General features: G+C 69.9%; 30 protein-coding genes and 1 pseudogene. 11 read left to right on the top strand and 20 right to left on the bottom strand.

Translation table 11 applies throughout. The features are described from left to right. From FXN61_RS28425 to FXN61_RS28405, 5 genes are all read right to left on the bottom strand, one after another. A partial coding sequence (locus tag FXN61_RS28425) for a PEP/pyruvate-binding domain-containing protein (protein ID WP_167977073.1) occupies positions 1-1,107 on the bottom strand: 1,107 nt, incomplete at its 3' end. After that, positions 1,104-1,709, bottom strand: a complete 606-nt coding sequence (locus tag FXN61_RS28420) for a transcriptional regulator (RefSeq protein WP_312878053.1) — start codon at positions 1,707-1,709, stop codon at positions 1,104-1,106. The genes FXN61_RS28425 and FXN61_RS28420, both read right to left, overlap by 4 nt. A gap of 8 nt (positions 1,710-1,717) precedes the next feature. Further along, positions 1,718-2,800, bottom strand: coding sequence for a TetR/AcrR family transcriptional regulator (locus tag FXN61_RS28415; RefSeq protein ID WP_167977071.1), 1,083 nt, complete (start codon positions 2,798-2,800; stop codon positions 1,718-1,720). 69 nt (positions 2,801-2,869) lie between these two features. Then, positions 2,870-3,385 carry a hypothetical protein gene (locus tag FXN61_RS28410; RefSeq protein ID WP_167977070.1) on the bottom strand — a complete coding sequence of 172 codons (516 nt, stop codon included), beginning with the start codon at positions 3,383-3,385 and terminating at the stop codon, positions 2,870-2,872. Then, on the bottom strand, positions 3,375-4,244 hold the full coding sequence (locus tag FXN61_RS28405; RefSeq protein ID WP_167977069.1) for a thermonuclease family protein: 870 nt from the start codon (positions 4,242-4,244) through the stop codon (positions 3,375-3,377). The genes FXN61_RS28410 and FXN61_RS28405 overlap by 11 nt, the downstream gene beginning before the upstream one ends. 677 nt (positions 4,245-4,921) lie before the next feature. Between FXN61_RS28405 and FXN61_RS28400 the strand changes: the two genes are divergently transcribed. The 4 genes from FXN61_RS28400 (at position 4,922) to FXN61_RS28385 (ending at position 6,669) form a co-directional block, all read left to right on the top strand. Then, on the top strand, positions 4,922-5,710 hold the full coding sequence (locus tag FXN61_RS28400; RefSeq protein WP_167977068.1) for a GAF and ANTAR domain-containing protein: 789 nt from the start codon (positions 4,922-4,924) through the stop codon (positions 5,708-5,710). A 116-nt stretch (positions 5,711-5,826) separates the two neighbouring features. Then, on the top strand, positions 5,827-6,069 hold the full coding sequence (locus tag FXN61_RS28395) for an acyl carrier protein (protein WP_167977067.1): 243 nt from the start codon (positions 5,827-5,829) through the stop codon (positions 6,067-6,069). Positions 6,070-6,107: 38 nt separating this feature from the next. Then, on the top strand, positions 6,108-6,389 hold the full coding sequence (locus tag FXN61_RS28390; RefSeq protein ID WP_167977066.1) for a hypothetical protein: 282 nt from the start codon (positions 6,108-6,110) through the stop codon (positions 6,387-6,389). 31 nt (positions 6,390-6,420) lie between these two features. Next, positions 6,421-6,669 (top strand): hypothetical protein, encoded by a 249-nt coding sequence (locus tag FXN61_RS28385; protein ID WP_167977050.1) that lies wholly within the window; start codon positions 6,421-6,423, stop codon positions 6,667-6,669. A gap of 233 nt (positions 6,670-6,902) precedes the next feature. On the opposite strand, the gene FXN61_RS28380 is transcribed toward FXN61_RS28385, so the two are convergent. The 5 genes from FXN61_RS28380 to FXN61_RS28360 form a co-directional block, all read right to left on the bottom strand. Further along, positions 6,903-7,535 (bottom strand): DUF3618 domain-containing protein, encoded by a 633-nt coding sequence (locus FXN61_RS28380; RefSeq protein ID WP_167977065.1) that lies wholly within the window; start codon positions 7,533-7,535, stop codon positions 6,903-6,905. Next, positions 7,511-7,933 (bottom strand): phage holin family protein, encoded by a 423-nt coding sequence (locus FXN61_RS28375; protein ID WP_167977064.1) that lies wholly within the window; start codon positions 7,931-7,933, stop codon positions 7,511-7,513. Before FXN61_RS28375 ends, FXN61_RS28380 begins: the two co-directional genes overlap by 25 nt. After that, entirely contained in the window at positions 7,920-8,534 is a 615-nt protein-coding gene (locus tag FXN61_RS28370) for a hypothetical protein (protein ID WP_167977063.1), read from the bottom strand. Before FXN61_RS28370 ends, FXN61_RS28375 begins: the two co-directional genes overlap by 14 nt. A gap of 98 nt (positions 8,535-8,632) precedes the next feature. After that, positions 8,633-9,853, bottom strand: coding sequence for an Nramp family divalent metal transporter (locus FXN61_RS28365; protein ID WP_167977062.1), 1,221 nt, complete (start codon positions 9,851-9,853; stop codon positions 8,633-8,635). A gap of 14 nt (positions 9,854-9,867) precedes the next feature. After that, positions 9,868-10,731, bottom strand: a complete 864-nt coding sequence (locus FXN61_RS28360; RefSeq protein WP_167977061.1) for a manganese catalase — start codon at positions 10,729-10,731, stop codon at positions 9,868-9,870. 196 nt (positions 10,732-10,927) lie between these two features. Between FXN61_RS28360 and FXN61_RS28355 the strand changes: the two genes are divergently transcribed. Next, positions 10,928-11,629 (top strand): AfsR/SARP family transcriptional regulator, encoded by a 702-nt coding sequence (locus FXN61_RS28355; protein ID WP_167977060.1) that lies wholly within the window; start codon positions 10,928-10,930, stop codon positions 11,627-11,629. A gap of 48 nt (positions 11,630-11,677) precedes the next feature. Here FXN61_RS28355 and FXN61_RS28350 read toward each other — a convergent pair whose 3' ends face one another. The 4 genes from FXN61_RS28350 to FXN61_RS28335 form a co-directional block, all read right to left on the bottom strand. Continuing rightward, positions 11,678-12,316, bottom strand: coding sequence for a uridine kinase family protein (locus FXN61_RS28350; protein ID WP_223165636.1), 639 nt, complete (start codon positions 12,314-12,316; stop codon positions 11,678-11,680). A gap of 21 nt (positions 12,317-12,337) precedes the next feature. Continuing rightward, a complete protein-coding gene (locus tag FXN61_RS28345) occupies positions 12,338-13,411 on the bottom strand; it encodes a hypothetical protein (RefSeq protein ID WP_167977059.1) in 1,074 nt (357 codons plus the stop codon). Between the two features lie 17 nt (positions 13,412-13,428). Beyond that, positions 13,429-13,989, bottom strand: a complete 561-nt coding sequence (locus FXN61_RS28340; RefSeq protein ID WP_167977058.1) for a hypothetical protein — start codon at positions 13,987-13,989, stop codon at positions 13,429-13,431. An 87-nt stretch (positions 13,990-14,076) separates the two neighbouring features. Further along, on the bottom strand, positions 14,077-15,258 hold the full coding sequence (locus tag FXN61_RS28335; RefSeq protein ID WP_167977057.1) for a glycosyltransferase: 1,182 nt from the start codon (positions 15,256-15,258) through the stop codon (positions 14,077-14,079). Positions 15,259-15,421: 163 nt separating this feature from the next. Between FXN61_RS28335 and FXN61_RS28330 the strand changes: the two genes are divergently transcribed. The 3 genes from FXN61_RS28330 (at position 15,422) to FXN61_RS28320 (ending at position 18,229) form a co-directional block, all read left to right on the top strand. Next, positions 15,422-16,006, top strand: a complete 585-nt coding sequence (locus FXN61_RS28330; RefSeq protein WP_167977056.1) for an NADPH-dependent FMN reductase — start codon at positions 15,422-15,424, stop codon at positions 16,004-16,006. Positions 16,007-16,043: 37 nt separating this feature from the next. After that, complete coding sequence (locus FXN61_RS28325) at positions 16,044-16,646, top strand: TetR/AcrR family transcriptional regulator (RefSeq protein ID WP_312878052.1); 603 nt, start codon at positions 16,044-16,046, stop codon at positions 16,644-16,646. Between the two features lie 128 nt (positions 16,647-16,774). Continuing rightward, positions 16,775-18,229: an alpha-amylase gene (locus FXN61_RS28320; RefSeq protein ID WP_312878051.1), complete on the top strand. Its 1,455-nt coding sequence runs from the start codon at positions 16,775-16,777 to the stop codon at positions 18,227-18,229. Here FXN61_RS28320 and FXN61_RS28315 read toward each other — a convergent pair. Further along, entirely contained in the window at positions 18,183-19,310 is a 1,128-nt protein-coding gene (locus FXN61_RS28315) for a S1 family peptidase (protein ID WP_167977054.1), read from the bottom strand. The genes FXN61_RS28320 and FXN61_RS28315 overlap by 47 nt on opposite strands. A 249-nt stretch (positions 19,311-19,559) precedes the next feature. Here FXN61_RS28315 and FXN61_RS52885 point away from each other — a divergent pair. The 3 genes and pseudogenes from FXN61_RS52885 to FXN61_RS28300 form a co-directional block, all read left to right on the top strand. Beyond that, positions 19,560-20,493 (top strand): annotated as a pseudogene (locus FXN61_RS52885) (ATP-dependent DNA ligase); the annotation flags it as partial. Then, a complete protein-coding gene (gene ligD / locus FXN61_RS52880; RefSeq protein ID WP_376770758.1) occupies positions 20,467-21,561 on the top strand; it encodes a non-homologous end-joining DNA ligase in 1,095 nt (364 codons plus the stop codon). The pseudogene FXN61_RS52885 and the gene ligD, both read left to right, overlap by 27 nt. A gap of 29 nt (positions 21,562-21,590) precedes the next feature. Continuing rightward, the gene (locus tag FXN61_RS28300; protein ID WP_246292117.1) at positions 21,591-22,751 is read left to right on the top strand and encodes a GTP-binding protein; all 1,161 of its coding nucleotides are present in this window, start codon (positions 21,591-21,593) and stop codon (positions 22,749-22,751) included. Here FXN61_RS28300 and FXN61_RS28295 read toward each other — a convergent pair. From FXN61_RS28295 to FXN61_RS28280, 5 genes are all read right to left on the bottom strand, one after another. Further along, a complete protein-coding gene (locus FXN61_RS28295) occupies positions 22,721-23,356 on the bottom strand; it encodes a DUF2238 domain-containing protein (protein ID WP_167977053.1) in 636 nt (211 codons plus the stop codon). The genes FXN61_RS28300 and FXN61_RS28295 overlap by 31 nt on opposite strands. Before the next feature lie 21 nt (positions 23,357-23,377). Continuing rightward, positions 23,378-24,070: a zinc-binding dehydrogenase gene (locus FXN61_RS52875; RefSeq protein ID WP_312878054.1), complete on the bottom strand. Its 693-nt coding sequence runs from the start codon at positions 24,068-24,070 to the stop codon at positions 23,378-23,380. Beyond that, positions 24,043-24,477 carry an alcohol dehydrogenase catalytic domain-containing protein gene (locus tag FXN61_RS56545; RefSeq protein WP_376770755.1) on the bottom strand — a complete coding sequence of 145 codons (435 nt, stop codon included), beginning with the start codon at positions 24,475-24,477 and terminating at the stop codon, positions 24,043-24,045. Before FXN61_RS56545 ends, FXN61_RS52875 begins: the two co-directional genes overlap by 28 nt. Continuing rightward, complete coding sequence (locus FXN61_RS28285) at positions 24,474-24,887, bottom strand: acyl-CoA thioesterase (protein WP_167977052.1); 414 nt, start codon at positions 24,885-24,887, stop codon at positions 24,474-24,476. Before FXN61_RS28285 ends, FXN61_RS56545 begins: the two co-directional genes overlap by 4 nt. Positions 24,888-24,915: 28 nt before the next feature. Beyond that, on the bottom strand, positions 24,916-26,415 hold a 1,500-nt coding region (locus FXN61_RS28280), incomplete at its 5' end, for a helix-turn-helix transcriptional regulator (RefSeq protein ID WP_167977051.1).

Raw genomic sequence — 26,415 nt, 5'->3', positions numbered from 1 at the left:
CATCAGGACGACGGGACCGGCCGCGGCCATCCGCACCGCTTGGTCGGACGTGGTCGCCACCCTGCCGGTCGCGACGCCGGGGCAGGCACCCAGGCCTATGGCGATCACGTCGGCATCCTCCGTGGCGATCCGCGGCGTCCGGACGTGCCGGAGATGCTGGGGTGAGACCCGGAGAAGTGCTTCGTGACGCTCGATCACACCCGACTCGGCGAGGTCGGTGGCGACGCGGACACCGGCGGTGCCCGCGAACCGGCCGGGCCTGACCTGCAGCAGCCACAGTTCGCCAGCCTCGAACGTGAACTCGACGTAGCAGGCGTCGCGGTAGTGCTCCTCGATCCGGCGCAACGCGTCGAGCAGGCCGGCCCACACCGCCGGCTCCCGATCGGCGAGCTCGGGCAAGGGCAGAGTCCGCGACCGGCCGGAGACGACGTCTTCGCCCTGCTGTCCAAAAAGGACCTCGCCGAACGGGAAGTCCGCGCCGGTGTTGGGATCGCGGCTGAACGCGACCCCGGTACCGCTGTGCTCGTCCCGGTTTCCGAACACCATCGTCTGGACGATCGCGGCTGTGCCGAGGTCGTGCGGAACGTCGTGCAGTTCCCGGTAGGTTCGCGCACGCGGTGTGTCCCACGACGAGAACACCGTCTCCACCGCGAGCCCCAGCTGCCCGGTCGCGTCGTCGGGAACCCGCCGGTCAAAGCCAGCCAGGAACCGCCGCCGTGACTCCAGTGCGAACCGCTCGTCGCCGGTCTCGGCCGCCAGCGCGGCGGTGGACGCGGCGGTGAGGCCGAGGTTGAGGATCGTGTTCATCATGCCGGGCATCGACACGCTCGCCCCGGAACGCACCGACACCACCAACGGCCGCCGCGCTCCTCCGAAGTCGCGTCCGGTGGCGGCTTCCAGGCCGGTGATGGCGGTGCGGAGTTCGTCGCCGAGTCCGTCGGGAAGCCGTCCGTCGCGCAAGAACGACCGGCACGCCTCGGTCGTGACGACGAACCCGGCGGGTACCGGCAGCCCGAGCCGGTGCAGGACCACGAGGCCGTGCGCCTTTCCGCCGATCGTTTCCGCCGTCGCGCCGGTGTCGGCGGACAACCGCCGAATCCACTTCATCGCGGGATTCCGAGCGTGGCCAGCAGGTCTTCGTGCAGCTCCGCCCACACCGCGTGGTAGGAGGCGACGTCGTCGGCCACGTACTCCAACGCGCCGGCGGCGGCCCGTTGCAGGGCTTCGGTGAGGCGGGTCTCGTAGCGGCCGAAGCGGGGCTGGGCCGCGGCCAGTTCGGCGCAGACGACAGCCGCACGCCGATGGAACTCGGCGAACCGGTCGAGGACGCGGCCGTCATAGGACGGGTCAGTGTGGTCGTTGGCGGTCATCAGGCCTTCGACGGACCGGAGTTGCCACGCCGTGCAGAGGTCGAGCAGTTCCGGGTTGAGCACCAGGAACCCCTCGAACGCCGCGGTCAGGGCGGTCCTGGCACCGGCCGAGTCCAGCTCGCCGGTGATCCGGTCGGCATCCGCTGCCCTGCCGGCGTCCGTCAAACCCCACCCGCCGAACTCGCCGGGCAGGTGCGTGACCAGACCCGCGACCCCGAGATCGATCAGCTCGGACTCCACTTCGGACTCTGTCATGCCTGTCGCGGCGGCGATGCGGCAGGGACCGGCGAAGCCGATGCAGCGCAGGGTGTGCAGCACCAGGAGATCGTCCCCGGTCACGGGACGGCTCATCGTCCGGCCTTCCGCCGACGCGTGGAGTTCGACCCTGCCACGGCAAGACCAGCGCCTCGCCCTTCAGCGCGGGCAACGATCGCACCGCCCTGGACGCGCACCGCCGCTTCGGTGTCGTCACCGGGATCGGGGAGCCCGAGCGCCGCGGCCACCACAGCCGGGTCGTCGAGCACCAGACGCAGCGACGGCAACGCGTCCGCGCGGAAAACACGGCGCAGGCATCCCGTCAGGTCCGAGACCCTCAGCCGCACGAGACGGCCGGTCTCGGCAGGATCACTCGCGACGACGACCACCGTCACCTGTTCCCCGGACCGGGCTGCTTCCTCAGCCGCACCAAGACGGCCTGCTCCGAGCACCACGACCACACCGTCGGCGCCGAGGTCGACCGGCGCCCCGCTGATCCGGTCCACGAGGCCTCCTGGTGGATCCCAGGTCTCCCCGCACGGCTGCGCCGGTTCGACGAACGGCAGGTGCGGCGGTGCCCAGGTGTCAGCGAGATCCAGCCCGGACAGGTGCTCACACGCGCGGGCAACGTCGAAGGGGTCACCCGACCCCGGCGCGTTCTCCGCCAGATGCCCCGAACCGTTGAGCAACGTCAGCACCAGGGCCGCCAGCCGCACCCGCCGTTCCCCGCCAGCCGGTACACAGGACTCCAGCGCCATGCCGAGCAACAACGCCTCCAGCCGCGCGACCTGCGCCAGCACCATCCGCCCGTGGTCGTCGTCGAGGACGCTGGCCAGCGAGCGCAGCTGCAGCCGCCCTCCCGACGCCGTGTCGCCGACCAGCGGCAACCGTTCGAGCCAGACCCTGGCGAACGAGCCCAACGCGTCCGGCAGCGACACGGGTGGCGGTGACTCGGCGGTGACGGCGTTCTCGACCAGGTCGATCAGCACTGCCAGGTACAGCGCTCGTTTGCCGGAAAAGTTCGAGTACACCGCCCCACGAGTCAGCTCGGCCCGCTCAGCGATCCTGTCGACCTTCGCCAGGGCATACCCGTGCTCGACGAACTCGTCCCTCGCCGCCGCCAGCACGGCCGCGCGCGTGCGTTCCTGCTGCTGTGCCCTGGCGAGCCGGACCATCACCGCTCCGTTCCTCGTCGCGGCCGCAGGATACTCACAACATCCAGATGTTCTCAACATTCGAAAGCGTCAGCTGAGCAACTCCGCGACGTGCACCACCTGGCCGCGAGTCCACGACCGCTTCCCTCCGCCGCGGAAGGTCACGCGAACGCCTTCGTCGCAGATCACCGCGACCACCTGACCGATCGGGCCGATCGAGCCGTACAGCCGGACCAGGTCGCCAGGCGCCAGCTCGTCCGCGCGCTTCGTCCCGATGTTGCGGGCGGAGGACGCCGGCCGCACCCGCGTGGTGAGGAGCCACCACGAAGCACCGCACAGCACAGGGGTCGTGATCACCAAGATGCCTGCGACGACCGGAAAGGTGCTCACCAGCGCGGCCGCGCCGACCAACGCCCACAGCAATCCCGCCACCGCCGCGACGTGCGCCGAGCTCACGGGATGGTCGCCGACCTGGAGCCAGCCCGTCGTGCGGATCGAGCCGTCCCCGGTCAGGCCGCGCGGCGGGCCGCCGTGGGCCAGGGCGGGCGCCGTGTCGTCGTCGTGGACCGGTTTGCTGAACAGATCAACACGATCTTCAGTCCACACGTCGCCACCTCAGCTGGTTCTTGCCGTTGCGGGCGCAGACCATCTCTCCGCCGCTCGGGGACGTCCGCCGCGCGCCTTCGATGAGGCACGGCTTGCCCAGCCTTTCGTTCATCCACTCGTCGTCGTCCGGCTCCGGTGATGAGGTGGACGTGACCGGCGGTGCGGGCGACGGCGGTGCGGAAGACTCGGTCGCGGGCGCGGTGGTCGTGGTTGTGGTCGTCGTCGGGGCCGGCGTGGAGGACGAGGGCTCGCTGGAAGCCGTCACTTCGCCTGGCGCACAGCCGGCCGCCCACACGCCGCGGCGTTCCTGACGAGCGGCGGACTCGACCGACGCCAGCTCGCCGCGGGTCGACAGGTCAGCCGATGCCGCGCCGTCGTGCACCATGGTCTGCGCGTAGTCCGCCCCGTCCGGCAGCCGCACGTCGACCGCGATCCGATCGCTCCCGGAAACGCCGTCCTTCTTGACGGTGAGCCACACGTTCTTGCCGCGCAACAGGTTCTGAGCCGTAGCGCGCGACTCGGTCAGCCGGCAGCCTGCGATCGGGCGCATCCCGGCGACCTGGGCGTGGAAGAAGAGTCCGGTGGCGGGTTCCATGCCTTCGAACGAGTCCACATCGGACACCGTGTGGACGGTCACCTCAAAGGCATCGCCTCTGTGCAAGGCCGCGTCGAGTCCCGTGCTCCCCTGCTCCCGCGGGAGCTCACCACCGACGAAGCCGGCCGCGCCGGTGGTGACGAGCGCCGTGAGCACCCCGAGGCACATGATCGCGAGCCTCGCGGACTGGCTGGTGCGCCACCAGAAGCGGCGGACGATCCCCGGAAACGTCCTGTGAACGCCGGACTCGGCTGTACTGGGCAATGGGCGGTCCTGACGTGATGAGAGCCGAACAATCTGTGACACAAACAAGATGGCCGTCGTTGTCGAGGCAGTGTTATCACCGGCAACGTGATCGTCAAGAACGAAAAAGGTTCAATCAAATACTTCGCCATCTTTCACAGAACGCGCCGCTGTGATTGCCCCCGCACGCTGTTGACGCGGCTCAGAGGACCACTGTGCGTAGCAGTGCACTGCCGACATCGAACCATTCGACGACGCCCGCGTCGAATAGTTCGAACACATAACGCGTCGACATCGATTTCGCACTGCGCGTGGTCACGACAATGGAAGGCGAGCCGGAAGGAATCTCGGAATCGGTGAAGTCGTTGCCCGGCCAGGTGACCGGGGATCAGGCGGACCGGCCACACCTGATCAACACGAACACCGTCTTGCCGCCAGGCCGAGCCCTGGTCCCCCACGCGCTCGACACGTGGTCCACCATCATCATTCCCCTGCCCCGGCATCACAGCATCGCGCCTGATGAGCAGATCCACGACCGGGGATCTGGCGTCCTGCCGGGCGACGGTCACGGCCGCCCCGTCCCTCGATCAGGCTCCACCGGGTGAAGCCACGCGGTGAGCAACAGCCGTAGCATGCGCTGGACGCGCGTCAAACAGCCGGCGCCGTGGACCCTGCTCTGACGATGGAGGTACCACGGCATGGCCGACGATCTGCGCACGTTCCCACCATCTCCCGAGCGATCACTCAACGCAGACCGGCCTGACCCCCTGTCGCGCCTCGACGAAACGACCGAAGCGCTCGAGGCGCTGCGCGACGGGCTCACCGGCGAGGAGCCGCTCGACAGCTCCCTGCAGCGGCTGGCAGAAACAGCGGCCAGGGCGATCCCCGACGCCGACGCCGTGACGGTGTCGGTGATGGACCTCGACCAACCCAGGACGGCGGCGGCCACCGACACCCGTCTCGTGGACGTCGACGAGAAGCAGTACAGCGCCAACCGCGGACCGTGCCTGCAGGCGGCGGGCTCGCTGCAGGTCGTCAGGGCGGTCGTGGGTGAGCACCTCGACGAGTGGCCGGAGTTCGAGGCGGCGGCCGGTGAGCACGGCATCTGCGCCTACCTCTCGGTCCCCGTGGTGCTGCCCTCGTCGGACCGGGGCCAGGCCCAGCACATCGGCTCGCTGAACATCTACAGCTACACCACGACGGCTTTCGACCCGTTCGACGAAGGACTCCTGCGGTTGTTCACGACCACGGCGTCAGCCGCGATCACCAGCGCCCACCGCGCGCAACGCTTCCGTGAGCACATCGGGCATCTCGAGCAAGCGCTGCTTTCCCGTGCTGTCATCGAGCAGGCGAAAGGTGTTCTGATGGCGGTGCACACCTGCACAGCCGACGAGGCCTTCTCGATGCTCGTCGAACGGTCGCAGCGCGAGAACAGGAAACTCCGCGACGTCGCGAAGAACCTGCTCGACTCCGCCACCAGCGGCTGAACGCCTGGAGCAGAGTTGACGGTCTCCACGCGTCGGCCAGGTCCGCCGTGGGTACCCGGCCCCGTAGCGGCCCAACCACCGTGCGGGCGCCAAAGCCGACTACACCGGAGGCAACCATGGCAACGGGTGAGACCGGTTTCGACGACGTGACCTACGACCTGATCTCCGTGCAGTACCACGCACTCAAGGCCGGCCACGACTACGGCCAGTACGTCCGTGACGCGGGAAACGCCGGCCGTCAGGACATCGCCGACTTCTTCGAGCAGATCATGAAGGAGGACTCGGCCCGCGCCCGGCAGTGCCACGAGTTCCTCAAGGAACTGTCCGTGTCCGGCTCGGCGGGACCGGCCGTCAGCTGATCAGGCGTATCCGGCGACGGAACGGATACCCCAGCGCCATGAACACCGACGAACTGCGGCGGTTCGTCCTCGACCGGCTCGACGAGGACGAACAACGCCTGGCTCGCGAAGAGCTGCCGCTGCTCGACGAAGCGGAGCGCGAGGGCAGGCTGCGCATCACGCGCTCGGACGACGGCGCGGGCCTCCTGTTGTTGCCCGGCCCGGTGCAGGCGGCCGAGGAACGCGTGCCGGTGCCGTTCCCGGAGAAAGTCGCCGCGCTGCGGACCGAGATCGACCAGACCGATGACGAGGCGATGCTGCGTCTGCTGGCAGGCGCCTAGACACGCACCACGCCTGGCAGAAGGAGTGGCGATGACCAGCCGCGCGCCCGAGCCCGATCGCGTGACCGCCGAGAGCGAGCAGGAGGACGCCGACATCGGCGGTGAGCACACCCGTCCCACCGTGGCCGACGAGAACCCCGGCGGCCGCATCGGGGGCGGGATGAGTCCGAGCCCGAGGGCCGAGGCGGTGACGGCGGAATGGACCCCTGAGGTCACCTGCTTGTGGCAGCGGGGATCACGCGCTTCCAGACGAGTCGGGACGCTGGTGCCGACCGCTTGACGCCGCGCTCCGGCCTGCCGCACAACCGAGATCATCATCGCCGCCGCGCTGGTGTCGCCTGCGGCGGCGCCAACCGTCCCTTGTGGACGGACCAGAGCGCCGTCATGGCCGTGCCACCAGATGTCGCCCGTCGTGGCCGAGCCACCAGGCGCCGTCTGGGGCGCCGCCATCCTTTGTGGATCAATCGGAGCACCGTCGTGGCCAAGCCACCACGGTGCCCCGGTTCGGTCATCTCACTGCCCGGTGGCCTCGCCGCCCACCCGCTGCCCCGACTCGCGAGCATGTCCGCCAACGTCCTGCGCGGCCTCCTTGGTGTGTTCGGCCGTGGTCTGAGCGGCGTCCGAGGCAACCTGCCGCACCTCTCCCGCGGCGTCACTCACCGAAGACTTCACGTCCTCTTTGATGTGCTGCGCCGACTCCGCCATCGCTTCCTTGGCAGGTTCGAGCGAGTCACCGACGCTGTCGGAAAGCTGCCGCACCGCCTGCTGTTCGGTATCGGTGCTGGGCAGAACCGCCGCCAGCAACAGACCGCTGCCGAACGCGATCAGGCCCGCCGCGAGCGGACTGCCCTGCGTCTGCTGGGCGACCCGGTGCGGCGCGTCCTGCACCGCCTGCACGGCCTGTTCCGCTCGCTCAGCGACGGCCGTCCCGGTGTCGTGTCCCTGTTCCCGCACGGTCGACGCGGCCTGAGTGGCGGTGCCCATCACTCTCTCCCTCATCGCGGTCAGTCCCCGCCGCACGCCGCGGACGCGCCGCTGGGCGATGCTCCGCGGGCTCGCGTGGTCGACGAGGCGGTTGGTGTCTGACCGCAGCTCTGCGCGGGTGACCTCGATGTCACGCCTTATTTGGTCGGGTGTTTCGCCCATTCCGCGTCCTCCTTCAGCGTTTCGACCGTGCGTTCGGGTTTCGGGTTGACAGTGCGCAGCCTGGCGCGTCCGGTGGAGTAGAGGATCAGTCCGGTGATGCCCCACACCGCGGCGACGATCAGCGCGGCCCAGCCGAGCGGCATGACCGCGCCGAGCGCGAACACCAGCGCGAGACTGAGCAGCACGGTGGTCAGGTAGCCGGCGAACCCGGCGGCCGCGAGCATTCCGGTCGCCTTGCCCGCCTTGACGGCCTCCTGCCGGAACTCGGCCTTGGCGAGTTCCAGTTCCTGCCGCATCAGCTTGGACAGGTCACCGCTGAGCTCACCGATCAGGTCGCCGATCGACTCATCGCGCGTCGCCGCGTCCGCGCGCACCGGTGGCACCTCAGGGCTCGACATGCGGCACCCCCGCCGCGGGAACGGCAGGCGACGCGCTCGGCGTCAGAGGCGCGCCGTACTCCGGTGTCACGTCAGGACGTTCCGACGCCACCGGCACCGTCCCGCCCTGCTGCCGCTGACCCTGGTCGCCGCCGGTCGCGCTCTTCGCGACGCGCCCGACCAGGAACCCGGCCACGGCGGCACCCAGCAGGAACGTACCGGGCTTGCGCCGGGCGTAGTCCCGTGCCGAGTCGAGCAGTCCCTGCGCGCCTCGTTCGTCGAGGAACCGGGCGGCCTGCCTGCTCGTGTCGGCGGCGCTCCGGATCGCACCGGCCGACATCGAGCTGGGCGGTGCGTTCCCCGCCATCTCACTGAGCTCGTCGGCGATGCGCCCGAGTTGCTTCGACACCCGCAGTGCCTGCTGTTCCGCTTCCGCCGCAACACGTTCCCGCACGTCCCTGACGACGTGGCGGGCCTGGTCGGCGGTCTCCCGCGTCACGTGCTGGGCCTGCTCCCGGACGGTCGTGCTCACCTGCCCTGCCGCGTCCTTGGCGTGCTGCGCGACCTCGACGCCCTCGTTCCCGGCCGCCGTGCGCACTCCACCCGTCTGGTCTTCTGTCACGGCTGACTCCTCAGCTCGTCGTCTTGTCCAGGACTACGAGCTACCCTGGGAAATTCGCCGCAAACGGGGCCTTTCGCCGCAACCGCAACGGATCTACCTCAGCCCACCACCGTGCGAACGAGCAGGAACAGGTTCAGGCCCGAGATGACCGCGGCGGCCACCGCGCCTGCCGTCGTGACCACCCGCCGGTTGGCCGCCGCTCCCATCACGTCGCGGCGGCGGGCCAGCAGCACCAGCGGCACCAGTGCGAACGGGATGCCGAACGACAGCACGACCTGGCTCATCACCAGCGCTTTCGTCGGGTCGACGCCCAGCGCGAGCACCGCCAGTGCGGGGGCCATGGTCACCAGCCGGCGCATCCACAACGAAATTCGCCTGCGCAGGAACCCTTCCATCACGACCTGGCCGGAGTAGGTGCCCACGCTCGACGCGGCGAGCCCGGACGCCAGCAGGGCCAGCGCGAACGCCAGCGCCGCGCCAGGTCCGAGCAGGAGGCCGAGACCGGAGTGCATGTCCTCCAACGACTCCCGCGGCGCACCGCCCTGGTGGAAGGCGCCGGCCGCGACCACGAGCATGCTGACGTTCACCATTCCGGCGACACCGAGCGCCGCCACGATGTCGGTTCGGGACGCGCGCAACGCGCTGCGGCGGCCTGCCGGTTCCACCCGGTGGTGCCGCTGGGTCAGCGCGGAGTGCAGGTAGATCACGTGCGGCATGACCGTGGCACCGAGCATGCCCGTCGCGAGCAGCACGCTGTCCACGCCGGCGAAACCGGGCACCAACCCTGCCACGGCGCCCGTCACCGGGCCGAGGTGGAGGGTTTGGTAGAGAAAACCGCCCAGCACCACCGCGAGCAGGCCGACGATGACCGACTCGAACCGCCGTCTGCGCAAGGGCGCCAGTGCGAGGATGCCGAACGACACCACCGCTGTGATGAGCGCCGCCGGCAGCAGCGGCACGCCGAACAACAGGTTCAGCGCCACCGCCGCACCGACGAACTCCGCCAGGTCGGTGGCCATGGCCACCAGCTCCGCCTGGACCCACAACAGGTGGGTCACCGGCCGCGGGTAGTGCTCGCGGCACAGCTCCGGCAGGTTGCGGCCGGTCACGATGCCGAGCTTCGCCGACTGGTACTGGACGAACATCGCCAGCAGGCTCGCGCTGACGATCACCCACAACAACAGGTATCCGTGCGTGGCGCCGCCCGCCATGTTCGTCGCGAAGTTGCCGGGATCGACGTAGGCGACCGCGACGACGAACGCGGGTCCCATGACGACGGCGGCGGATCGGACGCGAGCTGGCATCGTGATGCCGACCATCAGAAAGGTCCTCCTCAGGTGAGCTTGCGGATGGCCTTCTCGATCAGCCCGAGGTTGGCGGGGCTGGTGGCGTAGAGCAGCGGATCGGGCTTGGGCGCCGTCCCCTTGCCGCCCAACGGTTCCGGCTGCATGACGTAGGAGAACTCGCGCACGCCGTCCGGTGCGGTCCCGGACGCCCAGCCGCCCTCGGCACCCGCGGGCCCGTCGGAGTTGTGCCAGATCGTTCCCGCGTGCTCGGCGTACTCCTCGTCGAACAGCGCACTGGGCGAGATCGGCCCCTCGAGGCCGTCCTCCTGCAGTTCCTCGATCGCCGCGAGCCACATGTTCTGGTGCGCGGTGTCCCTGGCGAGGTTGAACCGCAGCATGTCGCGGACACCGCTGTCGTCGGTCATGTTGTAGAGCCGAGCGGTCTGCAACCGGCCTTGTGCCTCCGCCGCGACGTTGGCGCGGAAGTCGGCCATGAGGTTGCCGCTCGCGACGATGTAACGGCCGTTCCACGGCACGCCGTTGGAGTCCGACAACGTGGGCCCGCCACCGCTGACGATGGCCTGCTGCGGGTCCATGCCGCCGATCACCGCGGCGACGACGGGGTCATCGGCCACCGTCTTGGCCGTCACGTCGGCGGGTGCGCCTTCGAGCAGACGCGCCACCATCGTCGCGAGCATCTCGACGTGGCCGATCTCCTCCGTCGCCACGTCCATGATCAGGTCCTTGTACTTGCCCTCCATCCGGCAGTTCCAGCCCTGGAACAGGTACTGCATCGTCACCGTCATCTCGCCGAACGCGCCGCCGATCAGCTCCTGGAGCTTGCGCGCGTAGTGCGCGTCCGGCCGATCCGGCTTCGCCTCGAACTGCAACCTGCTGGTGTGCAGGAACATGTCGCCTCCCGTGCTTGAACCAGAAGGCGACGCTAGGTCGCGGGAATGACGCGCCCGCCCCACCGGCGCCACCCCGGCGCCACGCCCGCGTCACGGCGGCTGGTCAGGACGGAGGAAATTTCCGCGGATTCCGTGTCAGCGGCCGATTTCCGGGCATCCGGCGAGACCGCACACCCGATCACGATGGACGAACCGGATGACACGAGACTCAGAACGGCGGCTGCACATCAAGCTGCTCGGCGGTTTCCGCCTCGACTGCGACGACGTCCAGGTCCACCTGGTCCCCGGCCTGCGGCGCCTGCTGGCTCTGCTCGCCTTGAGGGAGTCGCCCATCACGCGCGCCGTGGCCGCGAGCCTGCTGTGGCCCGAGGCGACGAGCAGACGAGCGGCGGCGTGCCTTCGCTCGTCGCTGTGGCGCTTGGGCAAGCCGTCCGCGACGCTGGTCGAGCTCGTCGACGACACGCTGCGCCTCGGCGGCAACGTCCACGTGGACTTCTGGCGTGCCAGCGAGCTCATCGCCGCGCCTGACACCAGCACCACCGTCCTCAGCCTGCTCAAGGCCGACCTCCTGCCCGGCTGGCAGCAACCCTGGGTCCAGGCGGAGCAGGAGTGGTGGTGGCAGGTGCGGCTGCGGGCGCTCGAGTCGCTCAGCGAGCGCTTCCGTTCCAACGGCGACTTCCACCGCGCTCACGAGGCGGCTCTCGCCGCGGTGCGAAGCGATCCGCTGCGCGAAAGCGCTCACCGCACTCTCGTTGAACTGCACCTGGCGGACGGCAATCCGGCCCAAGCCGTGCGCCAGTACACGGACTACCGCAACCAGCTCCGCGCCGAGCTCGGACTCGAGCCGTCGCAACGGATCCACGATCTGGTCCGGCCGCTGCTGCGTGGTACCCGATGACGTACCGGGGGCACAGTGCCGGCCGGCAGGCACAGCGCGCCGTGCGGCTCAACAAGCGATGACGATCTCGGTGTCGGGGTCGTGCCGGAGCCCGGTCGTGCTGCCCACGACGATCGTCGCCTTGCGCCACGGCTGTTCGCGGAGCATGAACGGCAGTTCCTCCGCCAGCCACGCGGCGATGTGCCGTTGCTGGGCGGCGGAGTTGCCGTCGCGTGCCACCAGCCGGCGTTCCTGCTCGTCCAGATCACCCTGCAGCCAGATCGAGGCGTCGATCCACGGGGCGAGGTCCTCGCGGATGATCCCGGTGCCCTCGACCCACACGACGTCCGCCCCTGCCGGGACGCGGATCGCACCTGGCCGGCGGTGCTCGATCCAGGCCGGCGGCCGGAACTCCACGGCCTCGCCCCGGTGGAGGGGCCGCAGGACGTTCTCGGCCATGAGATCTCCCCAGTCGAAGCACGCGTGGTTCCAGGCGATGTCGTCGGTGTGCACGACCTCGGAGGCGGGCACGATCACTCGCAGTCGTTCGACGAGCGTGGACTTCCCGGCGCCGCCGCGCCCGTCGACCGCGACGAGAAGAGGACGCCCGGCGACGTCGGGTGCTGCTTCGCGCAGTCGCCGCACGACATCCGACAGCTTCTCGACCCGCCAGCCCGTTGCCTCGGCCTCACCCGGATGCAGGCGCATCCACGACCTCCAGCTCAGCCGTCAGCGAATGCCGCTCGTGCGGCGTTCCTCGCGCGCCTTCTCGATGCGCTCTTCCAGCGCATCGAACCACTGCTGTCCCGGCTCGCCGCAGCTGTCGCGGATCTCCAGCTTGAGGTCGGACGTGTTGGCGTTCAGGTCGCGGACCATGCCCAACCCTTGGTCAACCTGTGCCCGGAGCTCGACGTGTGAACGGGCCAGGTGCGTCGCGGCGGCGTGCATCTCGGCGCGAGCGCGCTTGGCCGCCGGGCCCTGCCAGACCATGCGATGCGGCGCGAGCCGCGCCCGGCGCACCAGGTACGACATCGTGTGCAGCGAGCTCTGCGCCGAGTGGTAGGCCATGTGCGCGGTGTCGGCGCACTGGTACGACTCCCGGTGGAAGGTGCGCAAGGCGTGGAAGTCGATGTCGGACCGGGGCGCGTTCCGGCCCGCGTGCTCAGGCTGCTTCGGCCTGCTCGACCGGTCTCGCGGGTGACCCGCCGGGCCCGTTGCCCGTGCGCGGATCTTCGTCAGCCGCGCCTGCACCTGCTCGGCCTGCCGGCGCACTCGTTCGTTCTCGGCACGGACGCGACGCAGAGCGCGGTCGGCCTCCGCGGCCGCCGCGCGCACCTCCTGGACCGTGACGCGCCGCGGGCGGCGGTCCCACAGCCTGATCGCAATGAGCGCGGCCACGCCGACCAAGCCCGCGACGAGGAGGGCAGGCATGCCGTCCTCCATGACCTGGCCGTCGGGTCCGGTGGGCTTCAACTTCACGAACGCGGCCACGTTCATCGCGCCGAGCAGCACCGCTCCGCGCGCAAGCATCCCCAGCCAGCGCTTGATCATCGGCCCGCCGCGCAGCCGGCCGTTCCGCTTCAACGCTGACCGGACCAGCATCAGGGCCAGTGGCAACGAGGCGGCCGAGGCCCACAGCCACTCCGAGAGGTAGACCTCCTGAGCCGGCGATCCGCTGAGCACGATGTGCGCCGCGATTGCCGGTGACACCAACAGCATGATCAGCGGCATCACGAAGAACAGGCCGAACACGACGAGCAGTGGGACAGCGCAACCACCGCAGCCGTTGCGTCTACGAGCCATGATTCAGCACCCCGCCGTCATCGGCGTCCGCCGCGATCACGTCCGGTGCGGCCGCCCTGCTGCCCAGAACCACGCCGCTGGCGAGCCTGAGGCCTCGGCGCCGGCGCCAGGGCCGCCGCGCCGGATCCGTTGAGGACCTTGTCGATGACGTCCGCCACCCCACCGGTGAGGTCGGAATGATGTTGGACGAGCATCGTGGTGAAGTGCTGGGTCAGCTCGATGTAGGCGCGGCGTTCTGCCAGCGGCAGCCCTGGTTTGACGGTCTCGCGCTGCATGTTGACCATGCACTCGCGCAGTGCCAGCGCGCTGACGTCGGCCCGGCCCAGCTGCTGCTGCATCTGGCGCAGTGACGCGGAGGACTCCCGCCTGCGCTGGTCCAGCACCTTCAGTTTGATCTGCTTGTCGTCGGCGGCCCTGGTTTCCTCCAGGTTCAGCCGGCGCATCTCGGCGTCCAGGGCGTACGACTCGGCGACGTGCCGGCCGGCTGGGCCGAGCGGGCTCAGTGACTCCGTGATGCGCGAGACCGCCTCGCCGAACACCACCTGGTCGCCGGTCACACGGATCAAACCGTCGGACACGCAAACCGCCTTCCGGACAAGTACTCGTGGCGCGGAATGTCGCGCGCTCGGATGGGGCCGTGTGGCAGCGGCTCGGCCCATGGCGGGTTAATCCGAGCCGCCACGCGGAGCGTTACAGCGCGTGGTGAGCGCGGCGCGGCACACCTCAACGGGGTCGCGGACATCGGCCGCGGTCGCCGCCACCCTCGCCGCCGCGGCGGCGAAACCCGGATCAGCGAGCACCCGTGCCACGGCATCCCGCAAACCGTCCACAGTGGATGGACGAACGATCACCCCGCAACCCTGCCTGGCGACCCTGTTCGCCATCTCCCACTGGTCGCCCGCACCCGGCACCACCACCACGGGAACCTCCGCCAGCAACGCCTTGGTCAGCATGCCGTGCCCTCCACCGCAGACCAGCACCGACGACTCGCGCAACAACTCGTCCTGCCTGCCCGGCCCCGACCGCGCCCACTCCGGCAGACCGGCCGGTGCCGGTCCGAACGTCGACACCACGGCCCGCACACCCATGTCCTGCAACGCGGTGAGCGTCATCCCCGCCATGTCGGCGGCCCCGGTCCACGCCGTCGACGGGGCGACCATCACCAGCGGAGCCGTCCCCGGTGGTGGGCTCATCCTCTGCCGGCTCGCCTCCCACAACAGCGGCCCGACCACGTGAGCGTTGGCCGGCCAGTCCGGGCGCGGCACCTCCAGCGCGGGCAACGTCGCGATCAACCGCACCTCCGGCCCCGCTCCCCGCTCGCTCAGCCCGATCCGCCGTCGTACGACGGCACGTTGCCGGTCGCCCTGACGAATCGACCTGGCCGTCATCGTCCGCAGCACCGCGTCTCGCAGCCTGCCTCGCACACCGGTTCCGGCGGCCAGCCCGCTGCCCATCGGCGGCAGCCCTCTCGACGGCTCGTAGAGCGGGTGGGGCGACAGCTGCGCCCACGGCACACCGAGCAGTTCCGCGGCCATGCTCGCACCGAGCGCGAGGACGTCGCACACCACCAGATCTGGTGCGAGAGCGGCCAGCTCAGGGGCGAGGGCCAACGCCAGAACCGCCGCCTGCTCGTGCAGCGCAAGACCGAGATCCGGTTCGTCCCTCAGGTCGGCGAGCGCCAGGCCGGCCACCCGTGACGCCGTGATTCCCGCGCTCTCGGCGGCCTCGACCCACCGGTCGCCGGTGAACAGGATCGGGGTGTCGCCGGCCTCCGCGAACCTCAGGCACAACGCGATCGCCGGCACGACATGGCCCGGATCGCCCCCGGAGACGACAACTACGCGCACTCCTGCCCCCCTGCACAGCACGACTGGACGATCCGTGATCAGCATGCCCGATCTCGACCTCCTGTGACCCACAGCACACCTAAGCGGGGTAGAGTCCGCTTCAGCAAGCGGGGTACGGTCCGCTTAGTGTCCATCTCGGCGTCGACTCGGCAAAGGAACGTCCATGACCCACATCGGAATCATCATCGGCAGCACCCGCCCCGGCCGGAACGGCGAGCAGGTGGCGCGCTGGGTTCTCCAGCAGGCGGAACAGCGCACCGACGCGACCTTCGAGCTCGTGGACCTCCAGGACTTCCCACTCCCCCACCTCGACGAGCCGATGTCCCCGATGCTCGGGCAGTACCAGCACGACCACACCAAGAAGTGGTCAGCCAAGATCGCCGGCTTCGACGGCTTCATCATGGTGACGCCGGAGTACAACCACTCCACGTCCGGCGCACTCAAGAACGCCATCGACTACCTCTTCGCGGAGTGGAACAACAAGGCGGTCGGTTTCGTCTCCTACGGCGCCGTCGGCGGCGCCAGGGCCGTGGAGCACCTCCGCCTCATCGTGGGCGAGCTCAAGCTCGCCGACGTGCGCACCAGCGTGTCCCTCTCGATGTTCCACGACTTCGAGGGCTTCACCCACTTCACCCCGACCGAGATCCAGTCGACCACGCTCACGACCATGATCGACGAGCTCGTCGACTGGAGCGAGGCGCTCGCACCGCTGCGCGCACGTCAACTCGCCACGCAGCAGGCGTCCTGACACAGGTCAGGGGTGTCCAGCGGGTAGCGTTCCCGCTGTGGAACCTGTTGCGCTGCCGTTGGGCCGACCGCGAGAGGAGCGGGCGGACGCCGCGCGCAACCGTGCCCATCTGATCGAGGTCGCCCGCCAGATGGTGGAGGAGCTGGGCGCCGACAAGGTCACCATGGACGGACTCGCCGAGCGGGCCGGGCTCGGCAAGGGCACGGTGTTCCGTCGCTTCCGCACCCGTGCCGGCATCTTCCACGCGCTGTTCGACGAGGAGGAGAAGCGCTTCCAGGAGCGGTTGCTGAGCGGCCCGCCACCGTTGGGTCCTGGCGCACCCGCGGTCGAGCGGCTGATCGCGTACGGACGGGCACGGCTGGAGTTCCTGGTGGAGCACACCGTTCTGGCGCGTGCCGCTCTCGACCCCGGCCAGCCGGTCCCCATCGGCGACAGCCCGTCGCTGTTCCACGTGCAGATGCTCCTGGGCGAGGCGTGTCCGGACGTGGCCGCGAGCGGCACGCTGGCACTCCAGCTGGTCGCCGCGCTGGAGGGACCGATCCTGCTGTACCTGTACACCGAGGACGCACCTGATCCCGGCACCGTGATCGACAACCTCATCACCAGCTGGCAGGTCATGGTCGAGCGCGTCTGCGGCTGACAAGGCCCGCTCCTCCACCCGGCCGTACGCTCCACGGCCGAATTGCGCCGGAAAGTTCTTGCAACGCTTGGCCCCGCGTGCTCGCGGGTGCTACGACCATGGGTGAATCCCTGCAGCAAGGAGACAACGTGGTTTCCTCGGCTTCGCGCACCCTGTTCGTGGTGTTGCTGATCGTCGGACTGTCCACTCCGGTGCAAAGTGTTGCGGCGCCACCGGGCGCCAAAGACGTCACCGTCACGCTGTTCCAATGGCCGTTCGCCCGCGTGGCGGCGGAATGCACCACCGTGCTCGGACCCAAGGGGTACGGGTACGTGGAGGTCTCCCCCGCCACCGAGCACGTCCAGGGTCCGCAGTGGTGGACCAGCTACCAGCCCGTCAGCTACCGGATCGCCGGGCGCCTCGGTGACGAGAACGCCTTCAGGAACATGGTCACCACCTGCCACAACGCGGGTGTGAAGGTGATCGCCGACGCGGTGATCAACCACATGAGCGCGGGATCCGGCACCGGGACCGGTGGATCGGGCTATTCCAAGTACGACTACCCCGGCGTCTACAGCGACTGGGACTTCCACCGCTGCCGCTCGCCGATCAGCAACTACCAGGACCGCGACAACGTCCAGAACTGCGAGCTCGTCAGCCTGTCCGATCTGGACACCGGCAGCGAGTACGTGCGCGGGGCGATCGCCGCCTACCTCAACCGGCTGATCGGCATGGGCGTGGACGGGTTCAGGGTCGACGCCGCCAAGCACATCGCCGCCGGCGACCTCGCCGCGATCAAGGGCAAGCTCACCAACCCGAACGTCTTCTGGGTGCACGAGGTGATCTACGGCGCGGGCGAGGCGGTGCAGCCCGGCGAGTACACCGGTTCCGGTGACGTCGACGAGTTCCGCTACGCCTACGACCTCAAGCGGATCTTCCAGAACGAGAACCTCGCCTATCTGCGCACGTTCGGGCAGTCGTGGGGCTTCCTGCCCAGCGGTCAGGCGCGGCCGTTCGTGGACAACTGGGACACCGAACGGAACAGCTCCACTCTGTCCTACAAGGACGGTTCCACCTACACGCTGGCCAACGTGTTCATGCTCGCGTGGAACTACGGGGCGCCCCAGGTGTATTCGGGCTACGAGTTCAGCGACAAGGACGCCGGTCCGCCCGGCAACTCGGTCTGCTTCAGCGGCTGGAAGTGCCAGCACACCTGGACCCAGATCGCGAACATGGTCGCCTTCCGCAACACCGTCGCGGGAACCGACGTGAACAACTGGTGGGACAACGGTTACGACGCGATCGCGTTCGGCCGGGGCGACAAGGGTTTCGTCGCGATCAACCGCGAGACCTTCCCGGTGAGCCGCACGTTCCAGACAGCGCTGCCCGCTGGCGTGTACTGCGACGTGCAGAACAACGGATGCACGCGCGTCACCGTCCGGCAGGTTCACGGCCACTCTCGGCGCCGGCACCGCACTCGCACTCCACGTCAACGCACGCGGCTGAACCGTGCCGGCTGTCCACCACCCCGGAAGTGGTGGACAGCCGGCCGCGGTGTCAGGCGGTGTGCAGCCTCAACCCGTGGACGTTCAGGATCTCGTTGATCGGCTGGAACCACGTGCGGCCGCCGCTCGAGCAGTTGCCGTAGCCACCGGACGTCACGCCCTGGGCCTGGTCGCCGGTGATGAACGAACCGCCGGAGTCACCGCCCTCGGCGCACACGCTCGTGCCCGCCATCTGATGCACGTCGCCCTGTGCGTAACGGATGGTCTCGTTGCGGCTCTGGATCACGCCGCAGTGCCAATGCGTGGTCGAGCCGGAGCGGCACACCGAGGTGCCGATCGGTGCCTCCCACGAGCCGCGCACCAGCACGTCGCTCACCGTGCCCCAGCCCAGCACGACGGGGACCGTCCACCAGCCGCCGCCGATGCGCACCCACGCGTAGTCGTTGCCGGGGAACGAGGATCCGGCGAACTGGCCCTGCCAGGAGCGGTCCCAGCCGTAGACCTGCTGGCCCGACCCGCCACAGTGGCCCGCCGTCACGTAGCCGCCGTGCACCGAGAAGCCGATGGAGCAGCGGACGTTCCCGGTGTAGTAGGGGTCGCCGCCGACGGTGCCCGCCGCGAACGGCTGCGGCTGCTGAACTCCCTCGGTGTGCACGGTGATCGCGCCGAACCGGCGCGCCTTGTCCAGGAACGCGGCGACCTCGGCCGTCTGCTTGCCGGCCTCCACGTTCACCACGACCGTTCCGGTGCGCGGGTCGGGATGCCAGCTCGCGACCGCGGACGGCACGGCGCCGGTCGCGGACAGGGCGTCGAGGCGATTCTTGTGGGCCGTCATCGATCCCGCCGAGCGGCCGACGACCACGGTCTCCGCGCCGGTGGCCTCGACCCGGCGTGCTGCCGCCTGGTCGGTGACCGCGACGACCAGGCGGTCCTTTTCGAACCAGCTGCCCGCGTACGCGGTGCCGGCTTCGGCTTCCGCGCGCGGCGCGATCACCGACGCGCGCTGTTCCTTCTCCAGGCGCAGCCGCGCCTGCTGTTCGGTCAGCCCGAACGCCGAGCTCATCGCGGAGAGCAGGCCGGGTGACATCGCCTCGCCAGAGGCCTGGGCTGGAGCGGTGAACATGGACCCGACCAGCACGAGTGTCAGCGCGGGCACGATTCTGGGCACAGTGAAGCGCATTCACGTCTCCTTGTCCGTGCAGGGGTCGCTTCCCGCCCCGTTGCGAGAAGCGCGAACATGAGAGCGCTCCCACACTGCAACAGCCAGGCCTTGGTGGTCAACAACTGACACAGCACCTGTCCTGTCCGATTCGCGCCCGAACGGACCAACTCGGGCAAGCCGCCGAAGTTCACCGGCGCGCGAAATTAGGCCGATCGGACTACCTTCGAATTCCTGGTGACTGAGCAATACCCAGGAGCGGAGGTCGCCATGCCCCTGGCACACGACTCCGTTCCCGCGTGGATCGAGCCGATGCTCGCCAAGCCGGACGACGGCCGCCTGCGCGAGGGGCCGCAGTGGGCGTACGAGTACAAGCTGGACGGCTACCGCGTGACGATGCGGATCGCCCCGGCCGGCACGACGGTGCTGACCAGCCGCAACGGCCTCGACCTCACCACCGAGTTCCCCGAGCTGACCGACGTGTTCGGCACGGCGCTGCACGGGCGTGCCGCGATGCTCGACGGTGAGGTCGTGGTCTACAACGAGGCCGGCCAGATCGACTTCGGCCTCCTGCAGCAACGGCGCGGGCGGTTCCGCAAGCACCAGACCGCTCGACGCGCGACGCCGTTCACCGACCTCCCCGTGCGGTTCCTGGTGTTCGACCTGTTGCAGCTCGGCGACCAGCTTCTCCTGGACCAGCCGTTCCACGAGCGACGGCGCCGGCTCACCGAGCTGCCCATGCCCGATCCGTTCCACGTGACCGTGGTGCCGTCGTTCACTCCCGGCGACCTGGCCGCGGAGCGTCTGAGCCCGCAACGGCTGCTCCAGCGCGTGGCCGCGGAGGGCCACGAAGGGCTCGTCGCCAAGCGCCTCGATGCCCCGTACGCCCCCGGCAAGCGCACGGATTTCTGGTACAAGCATCCGCTCACGCAAACGCGGGAGGTCATCGTGTGCGGGTGGAGGCCCGGGCAGAGCGGCTTCACCGGCACCGTCGGCGGTCTGCTGCTCGGCGCGCACGACCCGGACACCGGTGATCTCGTCTACATCGGGGACGTCGGCACCGGTTTCACCCGGCAGGAGCGCGACCAGCTGCGGGACCGGTTGCGGCCACTGGAGCATTCCCGCCATCCGTTCGTCACCACTCCCCCCGCGCGAAGACGTCGTGCGGGCCCGGTGGGTGGACCCGGTGCTGGTCGGCGAGGTGCGGTTCCGGCAGTTCACCCGCGGCGAGGACGGCAGGCTGAGGCACACCGCGTGGCGCGGCCTTCGCGCCGACCGCGACCCCTCCGAGGTGACGGCGCCGCGAGCAGGTCGTCCCAGCCCTCCGCCGGCCGATCCGCCCGAGATCACCGGCCAGGTGACGGTCAAGGCCGGCGGTCGGACGCTCAGGCTGTCCAATTTGGACAAGCCCCTGTACCCGGACGGTACCGCCAAGAGCGAGGTCATCGCCTACTACAGCCGGATCGCGCCGATCCTGCTGCCGCACCTGCGCGGCAGGCCTGTCACGTTCGTGCGCTACCCCAACGGTGTTCGCGGGCCGAAGTTCTTCCAGAAGAACGCCGACGCCAGTGCGCCGGACTGGCTGCCGACCGTGCCGCTGCGCGGCGGAGGCTCGCGGCGAGGGGCCGACGCCAACGAGGTCGTGCGCTACCCGCTTCTCCACGAGCTCGCGGCACTCGTGTGGGCGGCCAACCTCGCAGCGCTCGAACTGCACGTTCCTCAATGGACCGTGGCGGACGACGGCACCCGCAACCCTCTGAACCGGCTCGTGTTCGACCTCGACCCCGGACCCGGCACCACGATCGCCGACTGCTGCCGGGTGGCCGAGCGGTTGCACGACGTTCTCGTCGCCGACGGACTCATCCCGGTGGCCACGACGTCGGGATCGAAGGGCCTGCAGGTCTACGCGGGCATCGACACCACTAACGCGCAGGCGCCGTCGGTCTACGCGAAGGCCATCGCGGTGGCGTTCGAGCAGGAGACGCCCGAGCAAGTGACGGCGACCATGACGAAGGCACGCCGTGAGGGCAACGTTCTCATCGACTGGAGCCAGAACAACCCCGCCAAGACCACCATCTCGCCCTACTCACTGCGCGGCCGCGATGAACCGACCGTTGCCACGCCCGTCACGTGGGACGAGGTCCGCGGCTGCCGCGAACCGGAGCAGCTGGTGTTCACCACGGACGACGTGCTCGAACGCGTGGCCGACATCGGTGACCTCTTCGCGCCCGCCCACGAGCGACGGGCACCGTTGCCGGGCCACTATACGTAACGATAACCATTGTCATGTAGGCTGCGGGCATGGCAGCACAGGTCGTATTGGTAGCCGGACTCACCCGCCACGACGTCGCCGACGAGCTCTGGCGCGCGTCACCGGAGTCGGTGCTGGTCCGCCACGATCTCAGCGGTCTGGCCGACGGCGTGGTCCGCCGGTGGGTCGACGGCCGCCTGACGGTGCTCGAACTCGCGCACGGCTGCGTGTCCTGCACTCTGCGCCTCGACCTCGTGCCGCTGCTCGAACGGCTCGACGGCCGCGTCATCGTGCACCTCGACCCGGTGCTGGAACCGGAAGCCGTCTGCTTCGCCCTCAGCGAGACCGAGATCGACGTCGAGGCCGTGATCACGGTGATCGACAGCGCGACCTGGCTGAGCGACGCGACCGGCGGCGACACGCTCGACGACCGCGGCATGCGAGCCGCCGAGGGTGACGAGCGCACCATCGCCCAGCTGGTGGTCGGCCAGGCGGAGTTCGCGGACGCGCTCGTGTTGACGGGTGACGACCCGGTGCTGAACGCCGTGCTCGACCGGCTGGTCCCGCTCGCCCCGCGGCAACGGCTCGACGAACTGGACGTGACCGCGTTGCTCGCCGCGATCCCCGGCAACGCCCGGCGCGGCGGGTTCGACGACGGCTTCGGCTCCCTGCTGTACGGACGACCTCCGCTGGAGCCCGCGCACGGGGTGTCCGTCGTCCGCTTCACCGAGCGGCGCCCGTTCCACCCCATGCGGCTGCACAACGCGCTGGACGTGCTGCTCGACGGCGTGGTGCGCACCCGCGGCCGGGTCTGGGTGGCGAGCCAGCCCGATCAGGCGCTGTGGCTCGAGTCCGCGGGCGGCGGGCTGCGCGTGGGGCAACCTGGGGCACTGGCTCGCGGCGGCGGACGACTGGTCCGAGGCCGACGCGGAACGCCGCGCGGCCGCCGCTCTCCAATGGGACGCCTACTACGGCGACCGCTCGCAGGAACTCGTCGTGATCACCACGTCGGCCGAACCCGACGAGATCGTCGCGACTCTGCGGTCCGCACTGGTGACCGACGAGGAGCTGGCGCTGATCAGCGAGCTCGACTTCGCCGACCCGTTCGCCGACTGGCGCGAGGAGATGGAAATCTGATGGGGCACAACAGTTTCCGCCGGCACACCGGTGACCCTCCTCCTCACGGCCCGTCCACCGCGCGTCCGAGTTGACGGTCGTGGATCCGGCGCCACACCAGCAACGAGACGACCGCGCCGCACAGGCACAGGAACATGTCCCACTGGGTGTCCCAGGGATCGCCTTGCGTGGCGAGGAAGTCGTCCGCGCCGCTGCCCAGGACGAGCGCGCTGAACCACTCGATCAGCTCGAAGGACGCGCCGATCGCCAGGCACACGCTCACGGTGAGGAAGAAGGTCCAGCCACCCGGCCGCAAAGGCGTGCGGCGCAGCAGCACCTCCCTGACCGCCACCGCGGGCACGAAACCCTGGACGACGTGGGCGAAGCGGTCGTAGTTGTTGCGCTGCGTGCCGAGCCACCCCTGCACCCACTCCCCGAGCGGTGTTTCCGCGTAGGTGTACTGCCCGCCATAACAGAGCACCAGCGCGTGCAGAACCAGCAGCCAGCACAGCAACCTGGTCAACGGGAACCGCTCGCGCAGCGCCAGCACCAGCGGCAGTCCGATCACCACCCAGACGACCTCGAGCGTCCAGGTGCCGAGCGACCTGGTCTGCAGGCCGGTCACGACGAGCGCCACGACCACGACGCCCGCCAGCACCCGCGCCTCGATCCGGCCGGCCCCGCGCACCAAGCTCTCCATGCCACATCAAGCTAGTGGCGCTCAGACCATGACGACGACCTGCCGCACCGCCTCACCGGACGCGAGCCTGGCGAACCCTTCGTTGATCTCGGCCAGCCCCAGCCGCCCGGACAGCAGCCCGTCGACGGGCAACCGACCGGCGCGGTACAGGTCGACGAACCGCGGCACGTCCCGGCGCGGCACGCACGAACCCAGGTAGCTGCCCTTGAGCGTGCGCTCCTCGGCGACCAGGTTCAGTGCGGGCAGCGTGACGGTCCGGTCCGGGTGCGGCAGCCCGACGGTGACCGTGGTGCCGCCGACACCCGTGGCGGCGTAGGCCTGTTCGAGCACCGCCGCGACGCCGGTGGTGTCGATGACCTTGTCCGCGCCTCCGCCGGTCAGGTCCCGCACGTGGGAAACGACGTCCGGCCCGCCTGCGGTTTCGTGCGTTGCGCCGAGCGTCAGGGCCAGCTGTCGTTTGTGCTCGACGACGTCCACCGCGACGACCTGCGTCGCACCCGCCGTCACCGCCGCGAGCACCGCCGCCAGGCCGACCCCGCCGAGACCGAACACCGCGACCTTGTCCCCCGGCACGACCTGAGCGCTGTAGAACGCCGCACCCGCGCCGGTCAGCACGGCGCATCCGAACAGCGCGGCGATGTCGAACGGGAGATCCGCCGGCACGAGAGTGGCCGACCTGTCGGAGATCACGGTGTACTCGGCGAAACCGGACACACCAAGGTGGTGGTGCGGACGCGTGCCGTCCGGGAGCGTCCACCGGCGGTGCCCGCTGAGCAACGTGCCTTCGCGGTTCGCGACGGCGCCCGGTTCGCACAACGCCTGCCGGCCGGACACGCAACGGCGGCAGGCGCCGCACGCGGGCACGAACGACAGCACGACGTGGTCGCCCGGCGCGACTCGGCGTTCGGGCCTGCCTCGACGACCTCGCCCGCCGCCTCGTGGCCGAGCACCATGGGCAGCGGCCGGATCCGTGAGCCGTCGATCACGGACAGGTCGGAGTGGCACAGGCCGGTGGCATGCACCCGCACCAGCAGTTCGCCGGGACCGGGCGGGTCGAGCTCGAGGTCGACGATCTCGAGTGGCCGGCCGACGCCGGTCAGCACCGCGCCTCGCGTCTTCACGCGACCACCAGACCTTCCATCGCCGCCCGCAGGCCAGCCGGAATCTCCACCGGTTTGCGGGTCGTCCTGTCGACGAACACGTGCACGAAATGGCCTTCCGCCACGACGTCTGCGCGTCCCTCGAGGTAGAACCCGACCTCGTAGCGCACGCTCGACCGGCCGAGGTGCCCGATCCGCAGTCCCGCGTCCACCGCGTCCGGGAAGGACACCGAGGCGCGGTAGTTGCAGTGGGACTCCACGCACAGGCCGATCTGCTGGCCGGCCTGGATGTCCAGCCCTGCGTTGATCAGCCACGTGTTGATCACGGTGTCCATGAACGCGTAGTGGACGACGTTGTTCACGTGTCCATAGACGTCGTTGTCCGCCCACCGCGTCGGAATCCGCTGCCAGTGCCGGTAGTCGTCGCGCACACAACCTCCTGCGTTGAACAAGTCTGGCTCAATCGAGCCTCCGGGTCAGCTCGACCCTCGACCGCACGCCGAGCCGCGCGAAGATGTTGCGCAGGTGGTGCTCGACGGTGCGGTGGCTCAGGAACAACCGCGCGGCGACCTCGCGGTTCGTGGCGCCCTCGGCGACCAGCCTGGCGATCTGCGCCTGCTGCGGCGTCAGCGCGGCCTGGTCCGCCGGCTCGCCGGCGGTGTACCCGCCGCGCCGCAGTTCGGCGCGGGCGCGGGCGACCCAGTGATCTGCCTGGTAGGACTGGAAGATGCGCACGGCGTCCCGCAGGTGTTCGCGCGCCGCCTTGGGTTTGCGCCCGCGGCGCAGCCGGTTGCCGTACAGCAGCTCGGTCTTCGCGAGTTCCATGGCGGTGCCACTGGCGTGGTGCAACCGGATCGCTTCCTCGAAGTGCTCGTCGGCGGTTCCGCTGGCCAGGAGGCCGTGGCAGCGGTGCGAGAGCGCCAGCCGGGCTGTGCTGCCCGTGGTGCCCGCCCACTTCTCGAACCGTGCGAGCGCTCTGTCCCCTGTGGACGGATCGCCGCAGGCGACGGCGGCCTCCACCAGTTGGGGTGCGGCCATCACCTTGATGCCGACGTGACCGGAGTGCAACCGCAGCCGGCCCAGGGCGTCGGCCGGCCGGTCGCGCGTCAGGTCGACGCACGCGAACGCCCACGCGCGGAGCGTGCCTGGCCGGATGAGTCCGCTTTGCGTCATGTGTTCGGTGGCGGTGTCGATGCGGTGCAGCGCACTGTTCGCATCGCCGCGCAACGCCGCCAACAGGGCGAGGATCGTCAGGTGGTCGACCACCGCGTTGTGCTGACCTATTGCCGTCGCCGCGTGCACGCCCTCGGTGGCCGCGGTCAGCGCCGCGTCGTGCTGGTCCAGCAGCAACGCCGACAACGCCCGGTACACCAACGCCCACGGCACCAGCGCGGTCAACCCGCCCTCTCGCGCCGACGTCACCGCGCTGGTCGCCATCTCGTGCGAACGGGCGGCGTCGCCCAGCACGTAGGCGGCCTGGCTGGCCCAGATTCGCGCCTGCGGGCCGGGAACCTGCTCGGCGAGCTCGACCACCTCGCGGAGCGCGGGCAGCGCCTCCTCGTGCCGTCCGGCGAACGTCGCGGACATCCCGATCAGGTGGTCGAGCGTGAGGCGGGTCGCCGGTGGTTCGTCGCCGCGGCGGATCGCTTTGGCGAACTCCGCCGCGGCGGTGTGCCTGCGCTGGTCACCGGCGATGTTCGCCGCCTCGCCCGCGAACCCCAGTGCGGCGACCGCGAGCGTCCGGCGCGTACCGGCCAGGCTCTTCGCGGCGCGGACCAGGCGGTCAGCTGCGATGTCCGGAAGTCCCTCTCCCAGGTCCAGTCCACCCGCGACCAGATCCGTGAGCGCCATCAGCTCCGGGTCGTCGGTCAACCGGACCGCGGTGCGCAGGACGGCCCGCGACCGGTGTGGCGCGCCGTGCGCCCAATGGTCGGCGGCGGCGTTGAGCAGGCGCCGGAC

Origin of the sequence: Lentzea indica, assembly GCF_012184385.1 — a bacterium.
GTDB classification, from domain to species: domain Bacteria; phylum Actinomycetota; class Actinomycetes; order Mycobacteriales; family Pseudonocardiaceae; genus Lentzea; species Lentzea indica.
The sequence above is the reverse complement of the archived record's forward strand: the minus strand, read 5'-3'. Positions and strand labels throughout refer to the sequence as shown.